The organism is Streptomyces sp. NPDC054975 (assembly GCF_053609105.1).
Window position 1 is genome coordinate 83,272 of the sequence record NZ_JBSGWV010000012.1, and the last position, 19,421, is coordinate 102,692.

The following is a 19,421-nucleotide window of genomic DNA, read 5'->3' on the forward strand; positions in this document are numbered from 1 at the left end:
CGCCACCGCGGGCGCGCCGCGTTCGACCCGCGGGCCGCGCTCAGCCCCGGGTGGCCACGAACTCCGGCTCCGCCCGCACCTCGGCTGCGGGCTCCGGGTCCCGGGCGCGGCGCTTCGCGATCACCGCGCAGACCATCAGCTGCATCTGGTGGAAGAGCATCAGCGGCAGGACCGCGAGCGCGGCCTGCGGCCCGAACAGCACGCTCGCCATGGGAAGCCCGGCCGCCAGGCTCTTCTTCGAGCCCGCGAACTGGATCGCGATCCGGTCCTCCCGGCCGAAGCCCAGCCGCCGCGCGCCGAACCAGGTCAGCGTCAGCATCACGGCGAGCAGGACCGCCTCGACCGCGAGCAGCAGCCCGAGTCGCGCCGGGGTGACCTGGTGCCAGATGCCGGCGACCATGCCGTGGCTGAAGGCCGTGTAGACGACGAGCAGGATCGAGCCCCGGTCGACGTACCCCAGCACCTTCTTGTTCCGCAGGACGAACCCCCCGACCCAGCGCCGTAGCAGCTGCCCCGCCACGAACGGCACGAGCAGCTGGAGCACGATCTGTGTCACGGAGTCCGCGGAGAAGCCGCCCGCCGTGGAGCCGAGCAGCAGCGCGGCGAGCAGCGGCGTGAGCACGACCCCGGCGAGCGAGGAGAAGGAGCCCGCGCAGATCGCGGCCGGAACGTTGCCCCGGGCGATCGAGGTGAACGCGATCGAGGACTGGACGGTGGACGGCACGAGGCAGAGGAAGAGCAGCCCGCTGTGGAGCGGGGGCGTGAGAACGGCCGGTACCAGTCCCTTCGCCGCGAGTCCGAGGAGGGGGAAGGCGACGAAGGTGGCCGCGAGGACGGTGAGGTGCAGCCGCCAGTGCCGGAGGCCGTCCAGCGCCTCTCGGGTCGAGAGCCGGGCCCCGTAGAGGAAGAAGAGCAGGGCGATGGCCGCCGTCGAGGCGCCGTCGGCGACCGTCGCCGCGCCGCCGGACGCGGGCAGCAGGGCCGCCAGGCCGACCGTGCCGAGGATCGCCAGGATGTAGGGGTCGATCGGCAGCCAGGACGGCAGGAGGGTGGTACGGCGGCTCATGTGCTCCACTGCTTCCGGACGAAAGATCGTGCCTCCCCATCCTGCTCCTCGGGGCAGCGATCGGGAATCCCGTACAGCGCTCTGACTGTCATCACGGAACGCGATAGCCTGGCCCGTGTGTACGACCCGGCCCAGCTCCGCACTTTTCTCACGGTCGCCGAGACCTTGAGTTTCACGCGGGCCGCCCACCGGCTCGGCGTCCGCCAGTCGACGGTGAGCCAGCATGTGCGGCGCCTTGAGGACGCCACCGGGCGTCCGTTGTTCACCCGGGACACCCACAGCGTGGAGTTGACGGAGGACGGCGAGGCGATGCTCGGCTTCGCCCGGACGATCCTGCACGCCCATGAGCGGGCCGCCGCCTTCTTCACCGGAACGCGGCTGCGCGGACGGCTGCGGTTCGGCGCCTCGGAGGACTTCGTGGTGACCCGGCTGCCCGAGATCCTGGAGTCGTTCCGGCGCGAGCACCCCGAGGTGGACCTGGAGCTGACCGTGGAGCTGTCCGGGACGCTCAACGCCCGGCTGGAGGCGGGGCGGCTCGACCTGATCCTGGCGAAGCGGCGCGCCGAGGAGAGCGGGGGCGAGCTGGTCTGGCGGGACACGCTGATCTGGATCGGGGCGCCGCGGCTACGGCTCGACCCGGACCGCCCCGTGCCGCTGATCGTCTTCCCGCCGCCCGGCATCACGCGGGCGCGGGCGCTCGAAGCCCTGGAGGCACAGGGCCGCGCGTGGCGGATCGCGTGCACGAGCAGCAGCCTGAGCGCCAACATCGCGGCGGCGCGCGCCGGGCTGGGCGTGATGGCGCACACGCGGGGGCTCGTTCCGCCCGGCCTGACGGAGGTGGCCGCCCGGGCGGGGCTGCCGGACCTGGGCGACGTCGACTTCGTGCTGCGCACGGGACGGCGGCGTGGGGCGGCGCAGGAGGCGGCCGACGCGCTGGCCGCCGCGATCCTGGCGGGCGGGGTCCGACTGCACCGACCCGGCTGATCGCCGGTCGCCCCCCTCACCCCCACCCGCCGCGCGTCGCCCGCCGCGCGTCGCCCGCCGCCCGTCGCCCGTCGCCCGTCGCCCGTCGCCCGTCGCCCGTCGCCCGTCGCCCGTCGCCCGTCGCCCGTCGCCCGTCGCCCGTCGCCGACAACCGTCCGCCGGGTCGCGGGAACGTGAGCGGCCGGTACAGATTCGGTGGAGATTGCGGCCCGCCCTACTTACTCAGCGGTCAGTAACCGCTCCCGGCGGCCCGCCACTTACCCCCTCACCCTCCCCTGACCTGTGACAACAACCGATGCACCGGCTTGGTGAAGGCCCTCCCGCCCGCCAGTCGGGTGGGGTACCGTCACCCGCGCCGTACAGAGCGCGACAGCGAGCGTTCGAGGAGCAGGTCTTTGCGCGAGTTCACCGTGCCGCCCATCGAGGCGGCGCCTCAGGTCGGCGGTCTGGCGGACGCCGTGTTCGACCGTGCCGAGCAGACGCCCGACCACGTCGCGCTCGGCCGCAAGGACGCCACCGGGCAGTGGCGTGACGTGACGTCGGCGCAGTTCCGGGACGAGGTGCTCGCGCTCGCCAAGGGGCTGATCGCGCACGGCGTACGGTTCGGCGACCGGGTCGCCATCATGGCCAGGACCCGTTACGAGTGGACCCTGTTCGACTTCGCGCTGTGGACGCTCGGCGCCCAGCCGGTGCCGATCTATCCGACCTCCTCCGCCGAGCAGGTCTACTGGATGCTGCACGACGCCGAGGTCACCGCCTGCGTGGTGGAGTCCGAGGACCACGCGATGACGATCGGTTCGGTGGTCGACCGGCTGCCCAGGCTCCAGCGGCTGTGGCAGCTGGACGCGGGCGCCGGCGCGGTCGCCGAGCTGACGGCGGCGGGCAGGGAGATCGACGACGACGTCGTGCAGCGGCACCGGCGCGCGGTGACGCCCGAGTCCGTGGCGACGATCATCTACACCTCGGGGACCACGGGCCGCCCCAAGGGCTGTGTCCTCACCCACTCCAACTTCATGTTCGAGACGGACATGCTCACCGGGCGCTGGGAGCCGGTCTTCCACTCCAAGCCGGGAGACGAGGCCTCGACGCTGCTCTTCCTGCCGCTCGCCCATGTCTTCGGGCGGATGGTGGAGGTGGCGGCGATCCTGAGCGGGGTGAAGCTGGGCCACCAGCCCGTCCTGCAGGCGTCCGCGCTCCTGCCGGACCTGGCGGCCTTCCGGCCCACGTTCATCCTGGCCGTGCCGTACGTCTTCGAGAAGGTCTTCCACGCCGCCCGTCGCCGGGCGGAGAGCGAGGGCAGGCTGGGGCCTTTCGACAAGGCGGTCGACGTGGCCGTCAAGTACGCGGAGGCGGCGGAGCACAAGGCCTTCGGGATCGGCCCGGGCCCCTCGGCGGCGCTGCGGATGCAGCACCAGTTCTTCGAGAAGGTCGTGTACGGGAAGGTCCGCGAGGCCATGGGCGGGCGGGTCCGGCACGCGATGTCGGGCGGCTCGGGCATGGACCGGCGCCTCGGGCTCTTCTTCGAGGGCGCCGGGGTGACCATCTTCGAGGGGTACGGCCTGACGGAGTCCTCGGCGGCCGCCACCGCCAATCCGCCCGAGCGGGTCAGGTACGGGACGGTCGGGCAGCCGATTCCGGGGACGACGGTGCACATCGCCGAGGACGGGGAGGTGTGGCTGTACGGCGGCCAGATCTTCTCGGGGTACCTCAACAACCCGCAGGCGACCGCCGCCGTCCTCAACGACGGCTGGCTCGCGACCGGCGACCTGGGGGCGCTCGACGAGGACGGCTATCTGACGATCACCGGGCGGAAGAAGGAGATTCTGGTGACCTCCGGCGGCAAGAGCGTCTCGCCGGCGGGTCTGGAGGAGCGGGTGCGGGCGCATCCGCTGATCGCCCAGTGCATCGTCGTGGGCAACGACCGTCCTTACATCGCCGCCCTGGTGACGATGGATCAGGAGGCGGTGGAGCACTGGCTGGCGATGCAGGGCCGCGCGCCGCTGCCGCCTGCCGAGCTGGTGCGCGACCCGAGCCTGGAGACGGAGATCCGGCGGGCCGTGGTCGCCGCCAACACCCTCGTCTCGCAGGCGGAGTCCATCCGGACGTTCCGCATACTGGCCCATCCGTTCAGCGAGGAGCACGGGCTGCTCACGCCCTCCCTGAAGCTGAAGCGGAAGGCGATCGAGCAGGCGTACGCGGCGGAGGTCGACGCGCTGTACGGCTGATCCGGGCGGTTGCCAAACCCTTCTGACGTGTCATCAATTGACGCTGCATCAGTTATTGACGGTTCATCAGCACGGTCACAGAATGCGGTCACCCGACGGAGGGATCGCCCGTGCCTCGACCGTTGCGCACCATCGCCGCCACGTTCACGCTGCTCCTCGTCACTGCCTGCAACTCCGCCTCCAGCGGCGGTACGACCACCTCCTCGGTACGCGGAGTCACCGCGGACACGATCAAGGTCGGCGGCATCGTCTCCATGACCACCGCGAGCGGCTACTCCAAGAAGGACACCGACCTCGGCGCCCGGGCCCGCTACGACCGGGCCAACACCGAGGGCGGGGTCAACGGCCGGACGATCGAGTACCTGGGCGCCGAGGACGACGGCCAGGACCCGGCCAAGAACCTCGCGGCGGCCCGCAAGCTCGTCCAGCAGGACAAGGTCTTCGCCGTCTCCCCCATGAGCTCGGTCACCTTCGCCGGAGCCGACTTCCTCAACGGCCAAAAGGTTCCGACCGTGGGCTGGGGCACGCTCCCCTCGTTCTGCGGCCCTGAGTACATCTACGGCTTCAACGGCTGCCTCGTCCCCACCCCCGGCGGCACCCTCAACCAGACGTGGCCGGAGGGGCTCGCCGCCGTTCTCGGCGGCGCACGCGGCAAGTCGGTCGCGCTGATCGCGGGCGACAACGACGCCGGCAAGTTCGGCATCCGTACCTTCACCCAGGGCTTCAAGGCGGCCGGCTTCCAGGTCCCGTACGCCAAGGCCGTGGTGCCCGCGACCTCGATGCCCAGCGACTGGTCGGCGTACACCAAGGAGATCCTGCGCTCGGGCCCGGGCGGCCGCGCCCCGGACGCCGTGGTGTCCGTGATGCAGACGCCGTACAACATCGGCCTGTTCACCGCGCTCAAGCGCTCCGGCTACCGGGGCGTGATCTCCGACCCGACGGACTACGACCCCGGGCTGCTCGCCAAGGACGCGACGAAGCAGGCGCTGGACGGCGTGCACGTCCTGCTCCAGTTCCAGCCCTTCGAGTCGGACAGCCCCGCGATGCGCCAGTTCAAGGCGGACATCAAGAGGGCTGCGGGCGGCAAGGACATACCCCTCAACATGCACATGTTGACGGGCTACATGTCCGCCGACCTCTTCCTCTCCATCGCCGCGAAGGCGGGCAAGGACCTCACCGTGGAGTCCTTCCAGAAGGCCGCGTCCCAGTTCTCCGACACCGGCACCCTGGTGGGCGACCGCGCCGAGCCCAAGGGGCAGAAGGAGAGCTTCGGCTGCGGGGCGCTGGTCCAGTTGAAGAACGGGCGGTACGAGGTGGCCGTGCCGTTCACGTGCTACCCGCCGATCCCGTTCGGCTGAGGGGCGCGTTCGCGTGGGTGACCTGCTGGGCTTCGTCCTGAGCGGGCTGGTCTCGGGCGCGCTGTACGCGCTGCTCGCGACCGGGCTCGTCCTCTCGTACTCCGCCTCCGGGCTCTTCAACTTCGCGCACGGCGCCACCGCCTACCTCTGCGCGTTGGCGTTCTACGAGCTCCACTCCGGCTTCGGCTGGCCGGCCGTGCCGACCGCCCTGCTGCTGGTGTGCGTGGTCGCGCCGGGCCTCGGCCTGGGGCTCGACCGGCTGATGTTCCGGAAGCTGGCGGGCGTCGGCGAGACCGCGCAGATCGTGGCGACGATCGGTCTGCTCGTCGCCCTGCCGGCGGCCGGGCTGTGGGCGGTCGAGCTCCTCGAACGGGCCGGGGCGCCGGTCCTGCCCGCCGAGAACCAGTTCGGGCTGCCGGGGGTCGGGCCGAGTCCGGCGGTGTCCTGGCAGCCGCTCGACGGCGTCGGTATCGACTCCGACCAGCTCATCACGTGGGTCGCGACGGCGCTCGCGGCGGCCGGGCTCTGGGTGCTCATGCGGCGCACCCGGCTCGGGCTGCTGCTGCGCGCCGCTGTCGACAACCGCTCGCTGACGGAGCTGCGCGGTATCAGCGCGGACCGGCTTTCCTCGATCGCCTGGATGCTCTCCTCGGGCCTCGCGGGGCTCGCCGGGGTCCTCGCGACCCCGCTCCTCGGGCTCTCGGCCCACGACTACACCCTGTTCCTGTTCGTCTCGGCGACGGCGGCGGTGCTGGGGCGCTTCGTCTCCGTGCCCCTCGCGTTCGCGGGCGGGCTCGGCCTCGGGGTGGTGCAGAACCTGGTCGCCGGGTACTCCTCGTTCGCCGACGACCTCACCGGTTTCCGTACCGCCGTGCCCTTCCTCATCCTCTTCGCCGGTCTCGTCGTGCTCGCGCAGCGGCGGCGCGCGGCGGGTACGGCGGCGGCGGACCCGCCGCCGGTCGACTATCTGGCGGGGAAGGGCCGGGGCCGCCGGTGGGGGCCCTGGGTCGTGGCGGGGGTGCTGCTCGGTACGGCGTTCTACACCGTCACCACGCCGTTCTGGAGCGGGATCCTGGCCCAGGGGCTCGCCATCGGGCTCGTGTTCATGTCCTTCACGGTGGTCACCGGCCTCGGGGCGATGGTGTCGCTGGCCCAGGCGACGTTCGTGACCGGCGCCGCGCTGGTCGCGGGCCTTCTGATGAGCCACGGCCTGCCGTTCGTCGTGGCGGCGGCGGTGGGCACGGCCGCGGCCGCGGCGCTCGGCGCGGTGGTGGCTCTGCCCGCGCTCCGGCTCGGCGGGCGGTCGCTGGCGCTCGCCACGCTGGCCCTCGCCTTCCTCGCGGACCAGGTGCTGTTCCAGCTGGGCCGGCTGCGCAACGGCGACACCGGCTGGGAGATCCCCCGGCCGGTCGTCGGTCCGGTGGATCTGGGCGACGACCGGGCGCTCGGGCTCGCCCTCGTCCTGCTCTGCGCGGCGGTCGTGGCGCTGCTGACCTGGCTGCGCGGCTCCCGCTGGGGCCGGGCGATCCTGGCGGTGCGTTCGGCGCCGGAAGCCGCCGCCGCCTCGGGTGTGTCGGTCGTCCGGACGAAGCTGCTGCTCTTCACGGTGTCGGCGGGGCTCGCCGGTTTCGGGGGCGTACTGCTGGCCTCGTACAGCACACGGATCACTGCGACGGACTACACGGCGATGACGGGTCTGGTGTGGCTGGCCGTGGTGGTCGCGGCGGGCGTACGGCGCCCGCAGTTCGCGGTGGTGGCCGGTCTGGTCTTCGCGGTGGTCCCGCATCTGATGGCGACGTACGTGACGGAGTCCGCGCACCTGCCGGTGATCCTCTTCGGCCTCGCGGGCCTCGCCCTGGCGAACGACCCGGACGGGTACTGCGCGGCCTTGCCGTCGCGGCGGGCGGCGCGGGCCGCGGGGACGGCGGGGCGGGCGGGGCGGGAGCCCGCGCCGGGGGCTGTTCCCACCCGCCGCCCCTTCCCGGAACCGGCGGCAGGCCCCCCGGCCCGCCAGGCACCCCGGCCCAGGAAGGGCGGCGGCTTCGCGGCGCGGAGCGAGACCGGCGCGGCCGAGCGGTCGGGCGGCGGGCCGCGGCAGGCGGCGCCCGCGCTCGAACTGCTCGGCGTTCACGCCGGGTACGGCGGCGCGGCCGTGTTGCACGCGGTGGACCTGTCGGTGCGCGCGGGTGAGGTGCTCGTGCTGCTCGGTCCCAACGGGGCGGGGAAGTCCACCCTGTGCCGCGTGGCCGCCGGTCTGCTGCGGCCCACCGAGGGGCTGGTACGGGTAGGGGGCCAGGACGCCACCGGGGACACGGCGGTCGCACGGGCGCGGCGCGGAGTGCGGCTCGCGCCCGAGGGGCGGGGGATCTTCGCGGGGCTCTCCATCGAGGAGAACCTGGCCCTGCACCTGCCGGCGGCCGAGGACCGGGACGCCGTCTACGCCCGCTTCCCGGTGCTCGCCGCCCGCCGCACCGTCCACGCCGGGTCCCTGTCGGGCGGGGAGCAGCAGCTGCTGGCCCTCGCCCCGCTCCTCCAGCACCCGCCGGAGGTCCTCGTCGCCGACGAGCCCTCCCTCGGTCTCGCGCCCCGGGTCGTGGACGAGGTCTTCGGCCTCCTCACCGAGCTCAGGGCGCAGGGGACCGCGCTGCTCCTGGTCGAGGAGAAGGCCGCCGAGGTCCTCGCCCTCGCCGACACCGTCGCGTACCTCGCCCAGGGCGAGACCGCCTGGTCGGGTCCGAGGTCCGAGGTGGACCCCGACCGGCTCGCCGAGGCCTACCTGGGGACGGGAGCCCGCCGATGACCGCCGCCCTGCTCCACGCGCACGGGATCGACGTCCGCTTCGGCGGCGTCCACGCCCTGCGCGACGTGACCCTCGACGTCCGTCCGGGCGAGGTCTGCGGCCTCATCGGGCCCAACGGCGCGGGCAAGACGACGCTCTTCGACGTCCTGTCGGGGATCCGCCGTCCGGACGCGGGCGGCATCGTGTACGCGGGGGCGGACATCACCCACCGCTCCCCCGTCTGGCGGGCCCGCCACGGCATCCGCCGGACCTTCCAACGCCAGCAGCTCTTCGGGCAGTTGACGGTGGCCGACAACCTGGTCGTGGCCCAGGACTGGCGGGGCGGGCCGCGCCGGGGCGCACACCGCCGGGAGCGGGCGGCCGCCGTGCTCCACGAGTGCGGGCTCGACGCGCTCGCCGGTGCGTACGCGGGCGCGCTGCCCGTCGGGCAGGCCCGCATGGTCGAGCTCGCCCGGGCCCTCGCCGACCCGCCCCGTGTCCTGCTGCTCGACGAGCCCGCGTCCGGGACGACCGCCGAGGAGCGCCGTCAACTGACCGCCGTCATCCGCCACATGGCCGACGAGGAGAACTGCGCGGTGCTGCTCGTCGAGCACGACGTGGCGTTCGTGATGGAGCTGTGCTCGCGGGTCGTCGTACTCGACCTCGGCCGGGTCCTGGCCGAGGGAACCGCCGCAGAGGTACGGGCCGACCCGGCGGTACGGGAGGCGTACCTCGGCACGCCGTCCACGCCCGAGCCCGCTCCCGGACAGCGGGAATGAGATCACCGGCGCGTACGTTGCCGTAGGGAGTACACCCCCCGAACGTAAGGATCGACCGCACGTGAGCACGGACAACAAGGTCCCTTCCCTCACCCTCAACAACGGCGTGGAGATGCCGCAGCTCGGCTTCGGCGTCTGGCAGGTGCCGGACGCCGAGGCGACCCGGGCGGTGGCGACCGCCCTGGAGGCCGGTTACCGCTCCATCGACACCGCTGCGATCTACGAGAACGAGCGGGGCACCGGCCGCGCGATCGCCGCCTCCGGCGTCCCCCGCGAGGAGCTGTTCGTCACCACCAAGCTGTGGAACAGCGAGCAGGGCCACGACTCGACGCTGCGGGCCTTCGACGACTCGCTCGACAAGCTGGGCCTGGACTACGTGGATCTGTACCTGATCCACTGGCCGGTGCCGGCGAAGGACGCCTACGTCGACACGTACCGGGCGTTCGAGAAGATTCTCGCCGAGGGCCGGACGAAGGCGATCGGTGTCTCCAACTTCCTTCCGGAGCACCTGGAGCGGCTGATCGGCGAGACGTCGGTCGTCCCCGCCGTCAACCAGATCGAGCTGCACCCGCACCTTCAGCAGAAGGAGTCGCGTGAGGCGCACGCCCGGTACGGCATCGCGACCGAGGCCTGGTCGCCGCTGGGTCAGGGCAAGGGGCTGCTCGAGGTCCCGGCGATCGTCGCCGTCGCGCAGAAGCACGGCCGCACGCCGGCCCAGGTGGTGCTGCGCTGGCACCTCCAGACCGGGAACGTGGTCATCCCCAAGTCGGTGACCCCGTCCCGTATCCGCGAGAACCTCGACGTGTTCGGCTTCACGCTGGACGACGAGGACATGGCCGCGATCGCGGTCCTCGACGAGAACCGGCGCCTTGGCCCGAACCCGGGCGAGTTCCACGTCGGCGCCTGAGCACGACCACACGGCCCGGGGTGGGGGGCCGGGGTCCGGCGCCCACCCCGCGCGTGTACGGCGGGTCAGACGGTCAGGACGAGCTTGCCGCGCGTCCGGCCCGACTCGCCGAGTTCGTGCGCCTTGGCCGCCTCCGCGAGCGGCAGGACGGTGTCGACCACCGGCCGAAGCTGTCCGGACTCGACCAGCGCGGCGAGGCCGAGGAGTCCGGCGTAGTCCGGCTCGACCAGCGTGAAGCCGGTGCGGATGCCACGCTCGGACGCCGGTACGAAGTCGGGCGAGGGCAGCGTCACCAGCGTGCCGCCCTCGCGAAGGACGGGCAGCGAGCGCGTGCCGTAGTCGCCGCCGTGGCCGTCGAGGACGATGTCCACGTCCCGTACGGTCTCGGCGAAGTCGGTCGTCGCGTAGTCGATCGGCTCGTCCACGCCGAGGGAGCGCAGGAAGTCGTGCTTGGCGGCGCTCGCCGTGCCGAGGACGTAGGCGCCGTGGGCCTTGGCGATCTGCACCGCGAGGTGGCCGACGCCGCCGGCCGCCGCGTGGATCAGGACCCGCTGTCCGGCGCGCAGGCCGGCGGTCCCCACGAGCGCCTGCCAGGCGGTGAGCCCGGCCAGCGGCAGGGCGGCGGCCTCCACGTGGCTGAGGCCGGCGGGCTTGCGGGCGAAGTGCCGGGCCGGTGCGGCGACGTACTCGGCGTAGCCGCCCGCCTGCTGCGGGAACTGCGGCATGCCGAAGACCTCGTCGCCGGGCGCGTAGAGGGTGACGCCGAGTCCTACGGCCTCGACGACGCCGGAGACGTCCCAGCCGAGGACCGGGGTCTCGCCCCACAGGTCGAACCCGCCGCCGATGCGGGACTTCCAGTCGATCGGGTTGACGCCGGCCGCGTGGACCCGGACGAGGATCTCGGTCGGGCCCGGCTCGGGGCGGGTGAGCCGGGTCTCGGTGAGGACCTCGGGGCCGCCCCAGGCGGTGGCGGTGATCGCACGCATGGTGGCGGGGGCCGGGGTGGCGGTGTCGTTCATGAGCGGGGCTCCTGGTGCCGGTGGTTCCTGATGACCACCAGCCTCCGCCGAGCTCTCCTCGGCCGGTACTGGCCAGATAGCCATGATGTGACAGAATCTGGCCATGAGCTCCTGTGTACCACCCCCGGACGGGCCCAGGCCCGCCGGCGCCCCGCCACTCCACAGGGTCGCCGTGCTGGCGTTGGACGGGGTCATCCCCTTCGAGCTGAGCATCCCCTCCCGCATCCTCGGCGGCGCGCGCACCGAGGACGGCTGGCCCCTCTACGACGTGCGCGTCTGCACGGTCGACGGCGCCCCGGTCCGTACGTCCGAGTCCTTCTCCGTCGTCCCCGAGCACGGTCCGGAGGAGCTGACGGAGGCAGACACCGTCGTCATCCCACCCGCGCAGGATCTGCGGACGCTCGCCGAGGAGGGCGGCCTCGCCGAGGCGGTCGGCGACGCCCTGGCGCGGATCAGGCCGGGCACGCGGGTGGTGTCGATCTGTTCGGGCGCGTACGCGCTGGCGGCGGCCGGACTCCTCGACGGCCGGCCGGCCACCACCCACTGGTGGGAGGCCGCCGCGTTCCAGTCGCTCTTCCCCGAGGTCCGACTCGACGAGGACGTGCTCTTCGTGGACGACGGGGACGTCCTGACGTCGGCGGGGGCGGCGGCCGGGGTCGATCTCTGCCTGCACCTGGTACGGCGGGACCACGGCAGCGCCACCGCCAACGCGGTCGCGCGGCACTGCGTCGTCCCGCCGTGGCGCGACGGCGGTCAGGCGCAGTACATCGAGCGCCCGGTCCCCGAGCCGACCGCCTCCACGACCGCGCCCACGCGCGCGTGGGCGCTGCAGCGCCTCGACCGGCCGCTGACGCTGACCGAGCTGGCGGAGCACGCGAGCATGAGCGTACGGACGTTCACGCGCCGCTTCCGGGACGAGGCGGGGACGACGCCCGGGCAGTGGCTGACCGCCCAACGGGTGGAGCTGGCCAAGCAGTTGCTGGAGACCAGCGACCTGACGGTGGATCACATCGCGGACCGGACGGGCTTCGGCAGCGGGAACTCGCTGCGCCAGCACATGCGCGCCCTGGTCGGGACCTCCCCGGCCGCCTACCGGCGCACCTTTCATCGCACGTCCAGAGAAATGACAGTCAGGGAAAAGGAGTTCGCCCAGTGAGCGGTTCGCCCACACCGGTCGACGAGGGTCTCTACCGCGTACGGAACGTGGCCAGCGGTCTCCTCCTGGAGGTGTACGAAGGGTCGAGCCGCAGCGGCGCCAACGTGCAGCAGGGCAAGGAGAACGGGACGCCCGGCCAGCACTGGCACATCCTCCCCGTGGAGAACGGCGGCGGCCTCCACCACCTGGTGAACGCGGCCAGCGGCAAGCGGCTCGACGTGGCGAACGCCTCGACGGAGAACGGCGCCAACATCCAGCAGTGGAGGGCGAACAACTTCGGTGCGCAGGAGTGGATCATCGAGCAGGACCTCCAGTCGCCGGGCACGGTCACGCTCGTGAGCTTCATCAGCGGGCTGCTGCTGGAGGTCGAGGACGGCTCGATGGACGACGGCGGGAACGTACGACAGTGGGAGGACACCGACTCCCCCTCCCAGTGGTGGCAGTTGGAGCCGATGACCTGACCGCCGCGGGCCGCCGACCCGCCGGGTGACGCTCAGCCCTTGCGGGCGGTGTGGACGGTGGAGGCGGAGAGCATGAAGAGGTCCGTGCGCCGGTGCACGGAGAGCGGGTCCGACGGGTCGAGCAACCGGGCGAGACTCGCCCGGTCCTCCGCGTCGAGCCGCGCGTCGAGCGGCTCCCGCAGGCGCGCGAAGTGGGCGACGATCTGTTCGCGATGGACGGCGGGCACGGGCGCCGGGACGTCGGTGAGGAAGGTGCGGGTGCCGGCGGGTGTGAGGCCCGCGGCCGCGAGCAGCGCACGCCAGTCGTCCGGCTCGTCCTTGCTGTCCGGGAGTTCGGCCCGCATGTCGGCGAACCAGTCGGCGTGCGCGGCCTCGATCCTGGTCTCCAGGCCGGGGCGGCCGAAGCCGATGTTCGCGGGCAGGTGGCGGGCGTAGAGCCCGCCCTCGACGAGGGCGATCAGTCCGCCGGGCCGCAGCAGGCCGGCGAAGGAGGCGAGGGCGGCGCGCTGGTCTCCGAGGTGGTGGGTGGAGTTGCCGGCCCAGATCAGGTCGGCCTCCCCCAAGCCGTCGAAGTCCGCGGGGAGTTCGGCGCGCAGGGTGGAGACGCGGCCGGCCAGGCCCTTGGCCTCGGCGCGCCCGCGCGCCCGCTCCAGGAGCTCGGGGGACGCGTCCACGGCGACGACCTCGGCGAACGGGAAGGCCTCGGCGAGGAGGGTGGAGATCACCCCGGGGCCGCTGCCGACGTCGAGGGCGCGGCGGACGCCGACGGCCGGGACGAGGTCGCCGAGCCAGGCGGCGGCCCGGGCGTAGAGCGGGCTGTTGATTTCGGCCTGGCGCTCCAGGAGCGGTGCCATCGCGGCCCAGTCGAGGTGGGTGGCGTGGTGGTGGCCGTGGCCGTGCTGGTGGTCGCGCTCGTGGTCGTGAGTCATGGTGCCAGCCTGCGACGGGCGCCCGAGGAACGCGAGTTTTGTTGCCGTTTCGGCAACGGCGGTCACGCCCGCCGCCGGAACTCCTGCGGGCTGACGCCCCGGACCCGCTTGAACGCGGCGCTCAGCGCGAAGGCGCTGCTGTAGCCGACCTGCCGGGCCACGGACTCGACCGTCGCGTCCGTCTGCCGCAGCAGGTCGGCCGCGCGGGCGAGCCGCCAGCCGGTGAGGTACGCCATCGGCGGCTCGCCGACCAGCTCGCCGAACCGGCGGGCGAGCCCGGCGCGCGAGACGCCCGCCTTCGCCGCGAGCGAGGAGACCGTCCAGGGGTGGGCCGGGTCGTTCTCCAGGAGGCGCAGGGCGCGGCCGACGACGGGGTCGGCCATGGCGCGGTACCAGGCGGGGGCCTGGGCGCCCGGCCGGGAGAACCAGGCCCGGACGGCGGCGATGAGGAGCAGGTCGAGGACCCGGTCGAGGACGACGCTCTGTCCCGGTTCGTCGCGGGAGATCTCCTCGTCGAGGAACGGCATCAGGGGGCAGTTCCACACCTCGGCGGGCAGATGGAGCAGGGGCGGCAGGGCGTCGAGGAGGCGGCGGCTGACCTCGCCGCCCATCTGGTAGGTGCCGACGAGCACGGTGTTCGCGCCGTCGAGGGCGTTGCCCCAGGTCCGTACGCCCAGGTGCATGGACTCGGCGAGCGGCTCCCCGCTCAGGGTGGTGCAGACGCCGCCGGGGCCGATCCTCGCGCGGGGCCGGGCGTCGGGCGCGTCCGCGACGGTGTACGGCTCCGGGCCGCGCGCGATCGCGATGTCGCCGGGGCGCAGCAGGACGGGGTCTGCCTGGTCGGGGACGATCCACGCCTCGCCTTCGGTGACGCACATCAGGCAGAGCGGTGCGCGGTCCTCGATCCGTACGGACCACGGCGGCTCCATGATCATCCGGAGCAGGAAGGCCCCTTTGGCCCGTGGTCCGTCGAGGAGTCCCGCGAGAGCGTCCATGGCCCGCAAGGGTAGACGGGCGGCGTAGACGCACGCGTATGGGAGTGAGTCCGTGGAGCATGGGAAGCGGGACCGGGTCCCGCGAGTCTTGAGCCATGACGACGCACACGAACAGCACACAGACAGTCCTGGTGACGGGCGCGACCGGAAAGACGGGCCGGCGGGTGGCCGAGCGGCTGACGGCCCGGGGCGCCACCGTCCGGGCGGGCTCCCGCTCCGGCGCGACCCGCTTCGACTGGGAGTCCGCGGCCACCTGGGGCCCCGCTCTGCGGGGCGCGGACGCCGCGTACGTGAACTACTACCCGGACCTCGCCGCCCCCGGCGCGGTCGAGGCGATGCGGACCTTCGGCGAACTGGCCGGGGCGAACGGCGTGCGGCGGCTGACGCTGCTGTCGGGGCGCGGCGAGCCGGCCGCGGTCCGCGCGGAGGAGGCGCTACGGATGGCACTTGGCCCCTCGGGCGCCGAACTGACCGTCGTACGGGCCTCGTTCTTCGCGCAGAACTTCACCGAAGGGGCGCTGGCGGACGGAGTCGCGGCGGGCACGATCGCCTTCCCGGCGGGCGGGACGGCCGAGCCGTTCGTCCACGCCGACGACCTGGCGGACGTGGTCGTCTCGACGCTGACCCAGGACGGCCACGCGGGTCTGGTGCACGAGGTGACGGGCCCCCGGCTGCTGACCTTCGCGGAGGCGGCGGCGGAGCTGTCGGCCGCCTCCGGCCGGGAGGTGACGTACGTCCCGATGAGCGAGGGCGCGTACGCCTCCCTGCTCCAGGAGTTCGGCCTTCCCGCGCCGGACGCGCAGTGGCTCTCGGCGCTCTTCTCGATGCTGCTCGACGGCCACAACGCCTCCGTGACGGACGGGGTGAAGCGGGTCCTGGGCCGCGAGCCGCGCGACTTCACGGCCTTCGCGACGGAGGCGTGCCCGGCGTCGCCGCCGGGGTTCAGTCGCGCGTGAGCCGTGCGTGACGGCGGTAGGCCACCAGCCGGTATGCGGGATCGTCACGGGGGCGGTCCTGGTCCGGCAGGGTGGCGAGCTCGGCGAGAAGGGTCGCCGTCGCCGCCGGGGAGCCGTCGAACCACGAGGCGTAGTAGCCGCGTCGCAGGTTCTCCGCCGTGCGGCGGGGGGTGGCGCCCTGGCCGTGGCCGGTGAACCGGGTCTCGCCTGTCGGGACGAGGCCGTGGGCGGCGGCGGTGGCCGTGATCCGGTCGCCCCGGTCGGTGGCCCGCTCGTGCGAGCGGTACGGGGCGAGGACGCGGTCGATGTCGCTGCCGACGTCGTGGGCGGCGTCCTTGTCGACCGTGGCGACGAACACCCCGCCGGGGCGCAGCACCCGGGCCGCCTCGGCGACGATCGCGGCCGGGAACGGGACCAGGTGGAGCAGCCAGACCGCGCTGACGGCGTCGACGCGGCCATCCGGGAGGGGCAGGGCGCGGGCGTCGGCGAGGACGACCCCGCCCCGGACGCGCCGGACCGCCTTGCGGGCCATGCCGGGCGCCGCGTCCGCGCCGTACACCCGCAGGCCCGGCCGGGTCATCCGCTCGGTGACGAGGCCGGTGCCGCAGGCGAGGTCGAGGAGCGTACGGGCGCCGGGCGGGACGAGGCGCAGGACGGCCTGCGCCGCCGCCTCGGCGCGCGGCACACCGCCACGCGTCTCGTCGTACCGGTCCGCCTCGGCGTCGTAGTCCAGCACCGTCTCCCCCATGGGGGAGACCTTAGTGACCCGGGTCAGCTCGCCCCGTGTCCGGGGGCGATGTCCTCGACCCGTGAGGCCAGTTCGAAGTCCTTCTCGGTGACCGCGGGACCGGCCGAGTGCGTGTTCACGGACACGGCGACGCTGTTGTAACCGAGCGTCAGGTCGGAGTGGTGGTCCAGCTCCTGCTGGATCTGCGCCACGTGGACGACCATGGCGGTGGCCGCGAAGTGGTCGCCCAGGCGGTACGTGCGGGTGATCCGGTCGTCCTCCAGGGACCAGCCCGGGAGCTCACGCAGCCGGTCCTCGATCTCCTTCTGCGACAGCGGCTCTGTGGCCATGTCCGTACTCCCTCCGGTCGGGGTTGCCCACGGTGACGATACGGTCCCGGGGACTCGATACCCGGGCCGACACCTGGGATAGCGTCGGAGCATGACTTCTGTCGCGACGGACTCCGGGGTGGGGCCGCTGCTGCGCGGCTGGCGCGAGCAGCGGCGGCTGAGCCAGCTGGAGCTGGCACTGCGGGCCGATTCCTCCGCCCGGCACATCTCCTTCATCGAGACGGGCCGCTCCCGGCCGAGCGAGCAGATGATCCTGCGTCTCGCCGAGCACCTGGACGTGCCCGTACGGGACCGGAACGCGCTGCTGCTCGCCGCCGGTTACGCGCCCCGGTACCGCGAGTCGACGCTCGACGACCCGCGCCTGGACACGCTCCGCGCGGGCATCGAGCAGTTGCTGCGCGGGTACGACCCGTATCCGGCGCTCGTCGTGGACGGCGCGTACACGGTGGTGGCGGCGAACGACAGCATCGGGATCCTGCTCGCCGGGCTGCCGGAGCACCTGCTCACCCCGCCGCTGAACGCGATGCGCATCACGCTGCACCCGGAGGGCCTCGCGCCCCGGATCCGCAACCTGCGGGAGTGGCGGGGGCATCTGCTGGCCCAGATGGAGCGGCAGATCGCCCTGTCCCGCTCGCAGCCCCTGCGTGAACTGTACGAGGAGGTGGCGGCGTACCCGCTGCCCGAGGGCACCGCCGATCCGGACGACCAGGAGGACCCGGAGCCGTACCCGTACTTCGCACTGCCCCTGCGGATCGAGCACGACGGCCGGGTGTTGTCGTTCGTGTCGTCGATCTCGACGTTCAACACCCCGATGGACGTGACCGTCGCCGAGCTGGCCATCGAGACGCTGCTCCCGGCCGACCCGGAGACGGTCTCCTATCTGCGCCTCCTCAGCGCGTAGCGGCCGCCCTGAGGGCGGACCACTGCAGGCCGGCGAAGCCGGCGACGGTCGCGGCCTGGACGAGCGTCCACAGCACACCGGCGGTGGTGGGCTGCAGCCAGCCGAAGAGCGCGACGACGCTGAGCGCGGTCCACAGGAGGTTGATGTCGACGACGAGCTTCACACCGAGGACCGGCGGCTCGGCGCGGCTCGCCACCAGGGCGACACCGGCGGCGTACGCGGCGAGGGCGATGCCGAGTTCGAGGAGCAGGGCCGGATCGACGCCGAACAGCTCGCCGAGCGGTCGGGAGGCGGCGACATAGGCGAGCGCGTTGGCTCCGGTGACGACGGCGTCGAGCGCGAGGAACCGGCGCACCATGGACTGCGGCCGAGTGGTGCGGGAGAGTCCGGCGAGCAGGGCCTGGGACATGGCGGATCAGCCTCCATCGGTGACGTCTTTGCTGGTGGTGGTCCCGAAGCTCGGCCGGAGTGCGCCGGCCGAGCTTCGGTGGACACCACGATGCCGCCGCGCCCGGCGCGGGTCGATTACGTGCGAGGTAATCCGCTGCCCGCCCGGCCGCGATGATCGAGCAGGGCCGCGCCAGGGGGTTTGACGGGCAGTTCGCTGGTGAGGCGAAGGACGATCCTGTAGACGTCCACGACTCATCGACTGGGGAGCCATGGAGAGCCTTCTTCGTCTGGCGCTCGTGCTCGGCGGTTCGGCGCTCATGACCTTCGCCGTCGGCCGCGCGGCCGACGTGTTCCTGCGGAAGGCGGACGCCCGCCATCCCGAGACCCCGCTCTGGGGGCTCCTGCGCCGCTGCCGTACACCGCTGTACGTCGTCCTGCTGACCGCCCTGCTGGGGTGGACCCAGCGAGCCTCGGAGTGGGGGCCGTTGCGCGAACACCGGGCGGGCGTCAGTCATGTCCTGCTGCTGTGCCTGATCGGAGGCGGCGCCTGGCTGGCCGTACGGGTCGCGTCGGCCGTCGTCGAGTCGTCGTACGCGCGGTACGCCGGCCGGTCCCGCGACCTGGCCCGGGTGCGCCGGGTCCGTACCCAGGTCACGCTGATCATGCGCGGGGTGGCCGTCGCCGTCGGCGTGATCGCCGCGGCCGTGGCCCTGGTCACATTCCCCTCCTTCCGCACGCTCGGCACGTCGCTGCTCGCCTCGGCCGGGATCATCGGCATCGTGGCCGGTGTCGCGGCGCAGTCCACGCTCGGGAACCTCTTCGCCGGATTCCAGATCGCGTTCGGCGACATGGTGCGCATCGGCGACACGGTCGTCGTCGACGGCGAGTGGGGACTCGTGGAGGAGGTGACGCTGACCTTCCTCACCGTGCGGACCTGGGACGAGCGCCGGGTCACGCTCCCCGTCTCGTACTTCACCTCCCGTCCGTTCGAGAACTGGTCGCGCGGCGGTGCGGAGATGACCGGCACGGTCTTCGTCCACTGCGACCATTCGACGCCCGTCGCGTCGATGCGCGCGCATCTGCGGGAGTTCCTCGAGACGTGCCCCACCTGGGACCGCCGGGGCTGGGACCTGGCCGTCACGGACACCTCGCCGACCGGGATAACGGTCCGCGCGCTGGTGACCGCGAAGGACGCCGACGACATCTGGACCACGCGCTGCGCCGTACGGGAGGAGCTCGTCCGCTGGCTCGCCCGCGACCACCCCGGCGCGCTCCCGCGTGTCGTCACCGCCCCGGCGCCCGGGACGCCGCCGATGGTTGCGCGGGACGTTCCCCAGGACGACCAGTCCTACACATCGTGACGATTTGACGACAAGGAGTGAGGGTCTCCGCATGTCGGAGGCCCTCACGGGCAGGAACCAGGTGGCACGATCCGTCCC

General features: G+C 73.0%; 18 protein-coding genes. 11 read left to right on the forward strand and 7 right to left on the reverse strand.

Annotated features, from left to right (window positions below):
- Positions 1–40: 40 nt before the first annotated feature.
- Entirely contained in the window at positions 41–1,066 is a 1,026-nt protein-coding gene (locus ACWF79_RS14810; protein WP_453728486.1) for a bile acid:sodium symporter family protein, read from the reverse strand.
- Positions 1,067–1,174: 108 nt separating this feature from the next.
- Between ACWF79_RS14810 and ACWF79_RS14815 the strand changes: the two genes are divergently transcribed.
- The 6 genes from ACWF79_RS14815 (at position 1,175) to ACWF79_RS14840 (ending at position 10,098) form a co-directional block, all read left to right on the forward strand.
- The gene (locus tag ACWF79_RS14815; protein ID WP_453728538.1) at positions 1,175–2,050 is read left to right on the forward strand and encodes a LysR substrate-binding domain-containing protein; all 876 of its coding nucleotides are present in this window, start codon (positions 1,175–1,177) and stop codon (positions 2,048–2,050) included.
- Positions 2,051–2,445: 395 nt separating this feature from the next.
- A complete protein-coding gene (locus ACWF79_RS14820; RefSeq protein ID WP_453728487.1) occupies positions 2,446–4,275 on the forward strand; it encodes an AMP-dependent synthetase/ligase in 1,830 nt (609 codons plus the stop codon).
- Positions 4,276–4,385: 110 nt separating this feature from the next.
- Positions 4,386–5,633 carry an ABC transporter substrate-binding protein gene (locus tag ACWF79_RS14825; protein WP_453728488.1) on the forward strand — a complete coding sequence of 416 codons (1,248 nt, stop codon included), beginning with the start codon at positions 4,386–4,388 and terminating at the stop codon, positions 5,631–5,633.
- A gap of 13 nt (positions 5,634–5,646) precedes the next feature.
- Complete coding sequence (locus ACWF79_RS14830; RefSeq protein WP_453728489.1) at positions 5,647–8,433, forward strand: ABC transporter permease subunit; 2,787 nt, start codon at positions 5,647–5,649, stop codon at positions 8,431–8,433.
- On the forward strand, positions 8,430–9,191 hold the full coding sequence (locus tag ACWF79_RS14835; protein WP_453728490.1) for an ABC transporter ATP-binding protein: 762 nt from the start codon (positions 8,430–8,432) through the stop codon (positions 9,189–9,191). The genes ACWF79_RS14830 and ACWF79_RS14835 overlap by 4 nt, the downstream gene beginning before the upstream one ends.
- Before the next feature lie 112 nt (positions 9,192–9,303).
- Entirely contained in the window at positions 9,304–10,098 is a 795-nt protein-coding gene (locus ACWF79_RS14840; RefSeq protein WP_453728539.1) for an aldo/keto reductase, read from the forward strand.
- Between the two features lie 65 nt (positions 10,099–10,163).
- On the opposite strand, the gene ACWF79_RS14845 is transcribed toward ACWF79_RS14840, so the two are convergent.
- Positions 10,164–11,117, reverse strand: a complete 954-nt coding sequence (locus tag ACWF79_RS14845; protein ID WP_453728491.1) for an NADP-dependent oxidoreductase — start codon at positions 11,115–11,117, stop codon at positions 10,164–10,166.
- Between the two features lie 103 nt (positions 11,118–11,220).
- On the opposite strand from ACWF79_RS14845, the gene ACWF79_RS14850 reads away from it, so the two are divergent.
- Positions 11,221–12,273 carry a GlxA family transcriptional regulator gene (locus ACWF79_RS14850; RefSeq protein WP_453728492.1) on the forward strand — a complete coding sequence of 351 codons (1,053 nt, stop codon included), beginning with the start codon at positions 11,221–11,223 and terminating at the stop codon, positions 12,271–12,273.
- Entirely contained in the window at positions 12,270–12,734 is a 465-nt protein-coding gene (locus ACWF79_RS14855; protein ID WP_453728493.1) for an RICIN domain-containing protein, read from the forward strand. Before ACWF79_RS14850 ends, ACWF79_RS14855 begins: the two co-directional genes overlap by 4 nt.
- Before the next feature lie 32 nt (positions 12,735–12,766).
- Here ACWF79_RS14855 and ACWF79_RS14860 read toward each other — a convergent pair whose 3' ends face one another.
- Positions 12,767–13,663: a class I SAM-dependent methyltransferase gene (locus ACWF79_RS14860; RefSeq protein ID WP_453728494.1), complete on the reverse strand. Its 897-nt coding sequence runs from the start codon at positions 13,661–13,663 to the stop codon at positions 12,767–12,769.
- A 62-nt stretch (positions 13,664–13,725) separates the two neighbouring features.
- Entirely contained in the window at positions 13,726–14,658 is a 933-nt protein-coding gene (locus ACWF79_RS14865) for a cupin domain-containing protein (RefSeq protein ID WP_453728495.1), read from the reverse strand.
- Positions 14,659–14,753: 95 nt separating this feature from the next.
- Here ACWF79_RS14865 and ACWF79_RS14870 point away from each other — a divergent pair, with 95 nt between their 5' ends.
- The gene (locus tag ACWF79_RS14870; protein WP_453728496.1) at positions 14,754–15,614 is read left to right on the forward strand and encodes an NmrA family transcriptional regulator; all 861 of its coding nucleotides are present in this window, start codon (positions 14,754–14,756) and stop codon (positions 15,612–15,614) included.
- On the opposite strand, the gene ACWF79_RS14875 is transcribed toward ACWF79_RS14870, so the two are convergent.
- Positions 15,601–16,362: a class I SAM-dependent methyltransferase gene (locus tag ACWF79_RS14875; RefSeq protein WP_453728497.1), complete on the reverse strand. Its 762-nt coding sequence runs from the start codon at positions 16,360–16,362 to the stop codon at positions 15,601–15,603. The genes ACWF79_RS14870 and ACWF79_RS14875 overlap by 14 nt on opposite strands.
- 23 nt (positions 16,363–16,385) lie before the next feature.
- A complete protein-coding gene (locus tag ACWF79_RS14880) occupies positions 16,386–16,691 on the reverse strand; it encodes a 4a-hydroxytetrahydrobiopterin dehydratase (protein WP_453728498.1) in 306 nt (101 codons plus the stop codon).
- 91 nt (positions 16,692–16,782) lie between these two features.
- Here ACWF79_RS14880 and ACWF79_RS14885 point away from each other — a divergent pair, with 91 nt between their 5' ends.
- Positions 16,783–17,592, forward strand: coding sequence for a helix-turn-helix domain-containing protein (locus tag ACWF79_RS14885; RefSeq protein ID WP_453728499.1), 810 nt, complete (start codon positions 16,783–16,785; stop codon positions 17,590–17,592).
- On the opposite strand, the gene ACWF79_RS14890 is transcribed toward ACWF79_RS14885, so the two are convergent.
- Positions 17,582–18,001: a hypothetical protein gene (locus tag ACWF79_RS14890; RefSeq protein ID WP_453728500.1), complete on the reverse strand. Its 420-nt coding sequence runs from the start codon at positions 17,999–18,001 to the stop codon at positions 17,582–17,584. The genes ACWF79_RS14885 and ACWF79_RS14890 overlap by 11 nt on opposite strands.
- A 250-nt stretch (positions 18,002–18,251) precedes the next feature.
- Here ACWF79_RS14890 and ACWF79_RS14895 point away from each other — a divergent pair, with 250 nt between their 5' ends.
- Positions 18,252–19,343 (forward strand): mechanosensitive ion channel family protein, encoded by a 1,092-nt coding sequence (locus ACWF79_RS14895; RefSeq protein WP_453728501.1) that lies wholly within the window; start codon positions 18,252–18,254, stop codon positions 19,341–19,343.
- The last annotated feature ends 78 nt before the right edge of the window (positions 19,344–19,421 follow it).

Bases quoted from the DNA above. Each gene is read 5' to 3' on its own strand.
- ACWF79_RS14810 (WP_453728486.1), bottom strand. From the start codon at position 1,066: ATGAGCCGCCGTACCACCCTCCTGCCGTCCTGGCTGCCGATCGACCCC.
- ACWF79_RS14835 (WP_453728490.1), top strand. From the start codon at position 8,430: ATGACCGCCGCCCTGCTCCACGCGCACGGGATCGACGTCCGCTTCGGC.
- ACWF79_RS14840 (WP_453728539.1), top strand. From the start codon at position 9,304: ATGCCGCAGCTCGGCTTCGGCGTCTGGCAGGTGCCGGACGCCGAGGCG.
- ACWF79_RS14845 (WP_453728491.1), bottom strand. From the start codon at position 11,117: ATGAACGACACCGCCACCCCGGCCCCCGCCACCATGCGTGCGATCACC.
- ACWF79_RS14850 (WP_453728492.1), top strand. From the start codon at position 11,221: ATGAGCTCCTGTGTACCACCCCCGGACGGGCCCAGGCCCGCCGGCGCC.
- ACWF79_RS14860 (WP_453728494.1), bottom strand. From the start codon at position 13,663: ATGACTCACGACCACGAGCGCGACCACCAGCACGGCCACGGCCACCAC.
- ACWF79_RS14865 (WP_453728495.1), bottom strand. From the start codon at position 14,658: ATGGACGCTCTCGCGGGACTCCTCGACGGACCACGGGCCAAAGGGGCC.
- ACWF79_RS14870 (WP_453728496.1), top strand. From the start codon at position 14,754: ATGACGACGCACACGAACAGCACACAGACAGTCCTGGTGACGGGCGCG.
- ACWF79_RS14875 (WP_453728497.1), bottom strand. From the start codon at position 16,362: ATGGGGGAGACGGTGCTGGACTACGACGCCGAGGCGGACCGGTACGAC.
- ACWF79_RS14880 (WP_453728498.1), bottom strand. From the start codon at position 16,691: ATGGCCACAGAGCCGCTGTCGCAGAAGGAGATCGAGGACCGGCTGCGT.
- ACWF79_RS14885 (WP_453728499.1), top strand. From the start codon at position 16,783: ATGACTTCTGTCGCGACGGACTCCGGGGTGGGGCCGCTGCTGCGCGGC.
- ACWF79_RS14890 (WP_453728500.1), bottom strand. From the start codon at position 18,001: ATGTCCCAGGCCCTGCTCGCCGGACTCTCCCGCACCACTCGGCCGCAG.
- ACWF79_RS14895 (WP_453728501.1), top strand. From the start codon at position 18,252: ATGGAGAGCCTTCTTCGTCTGGCGCTCGTGCTCGGCGGTTCGGCGCTC.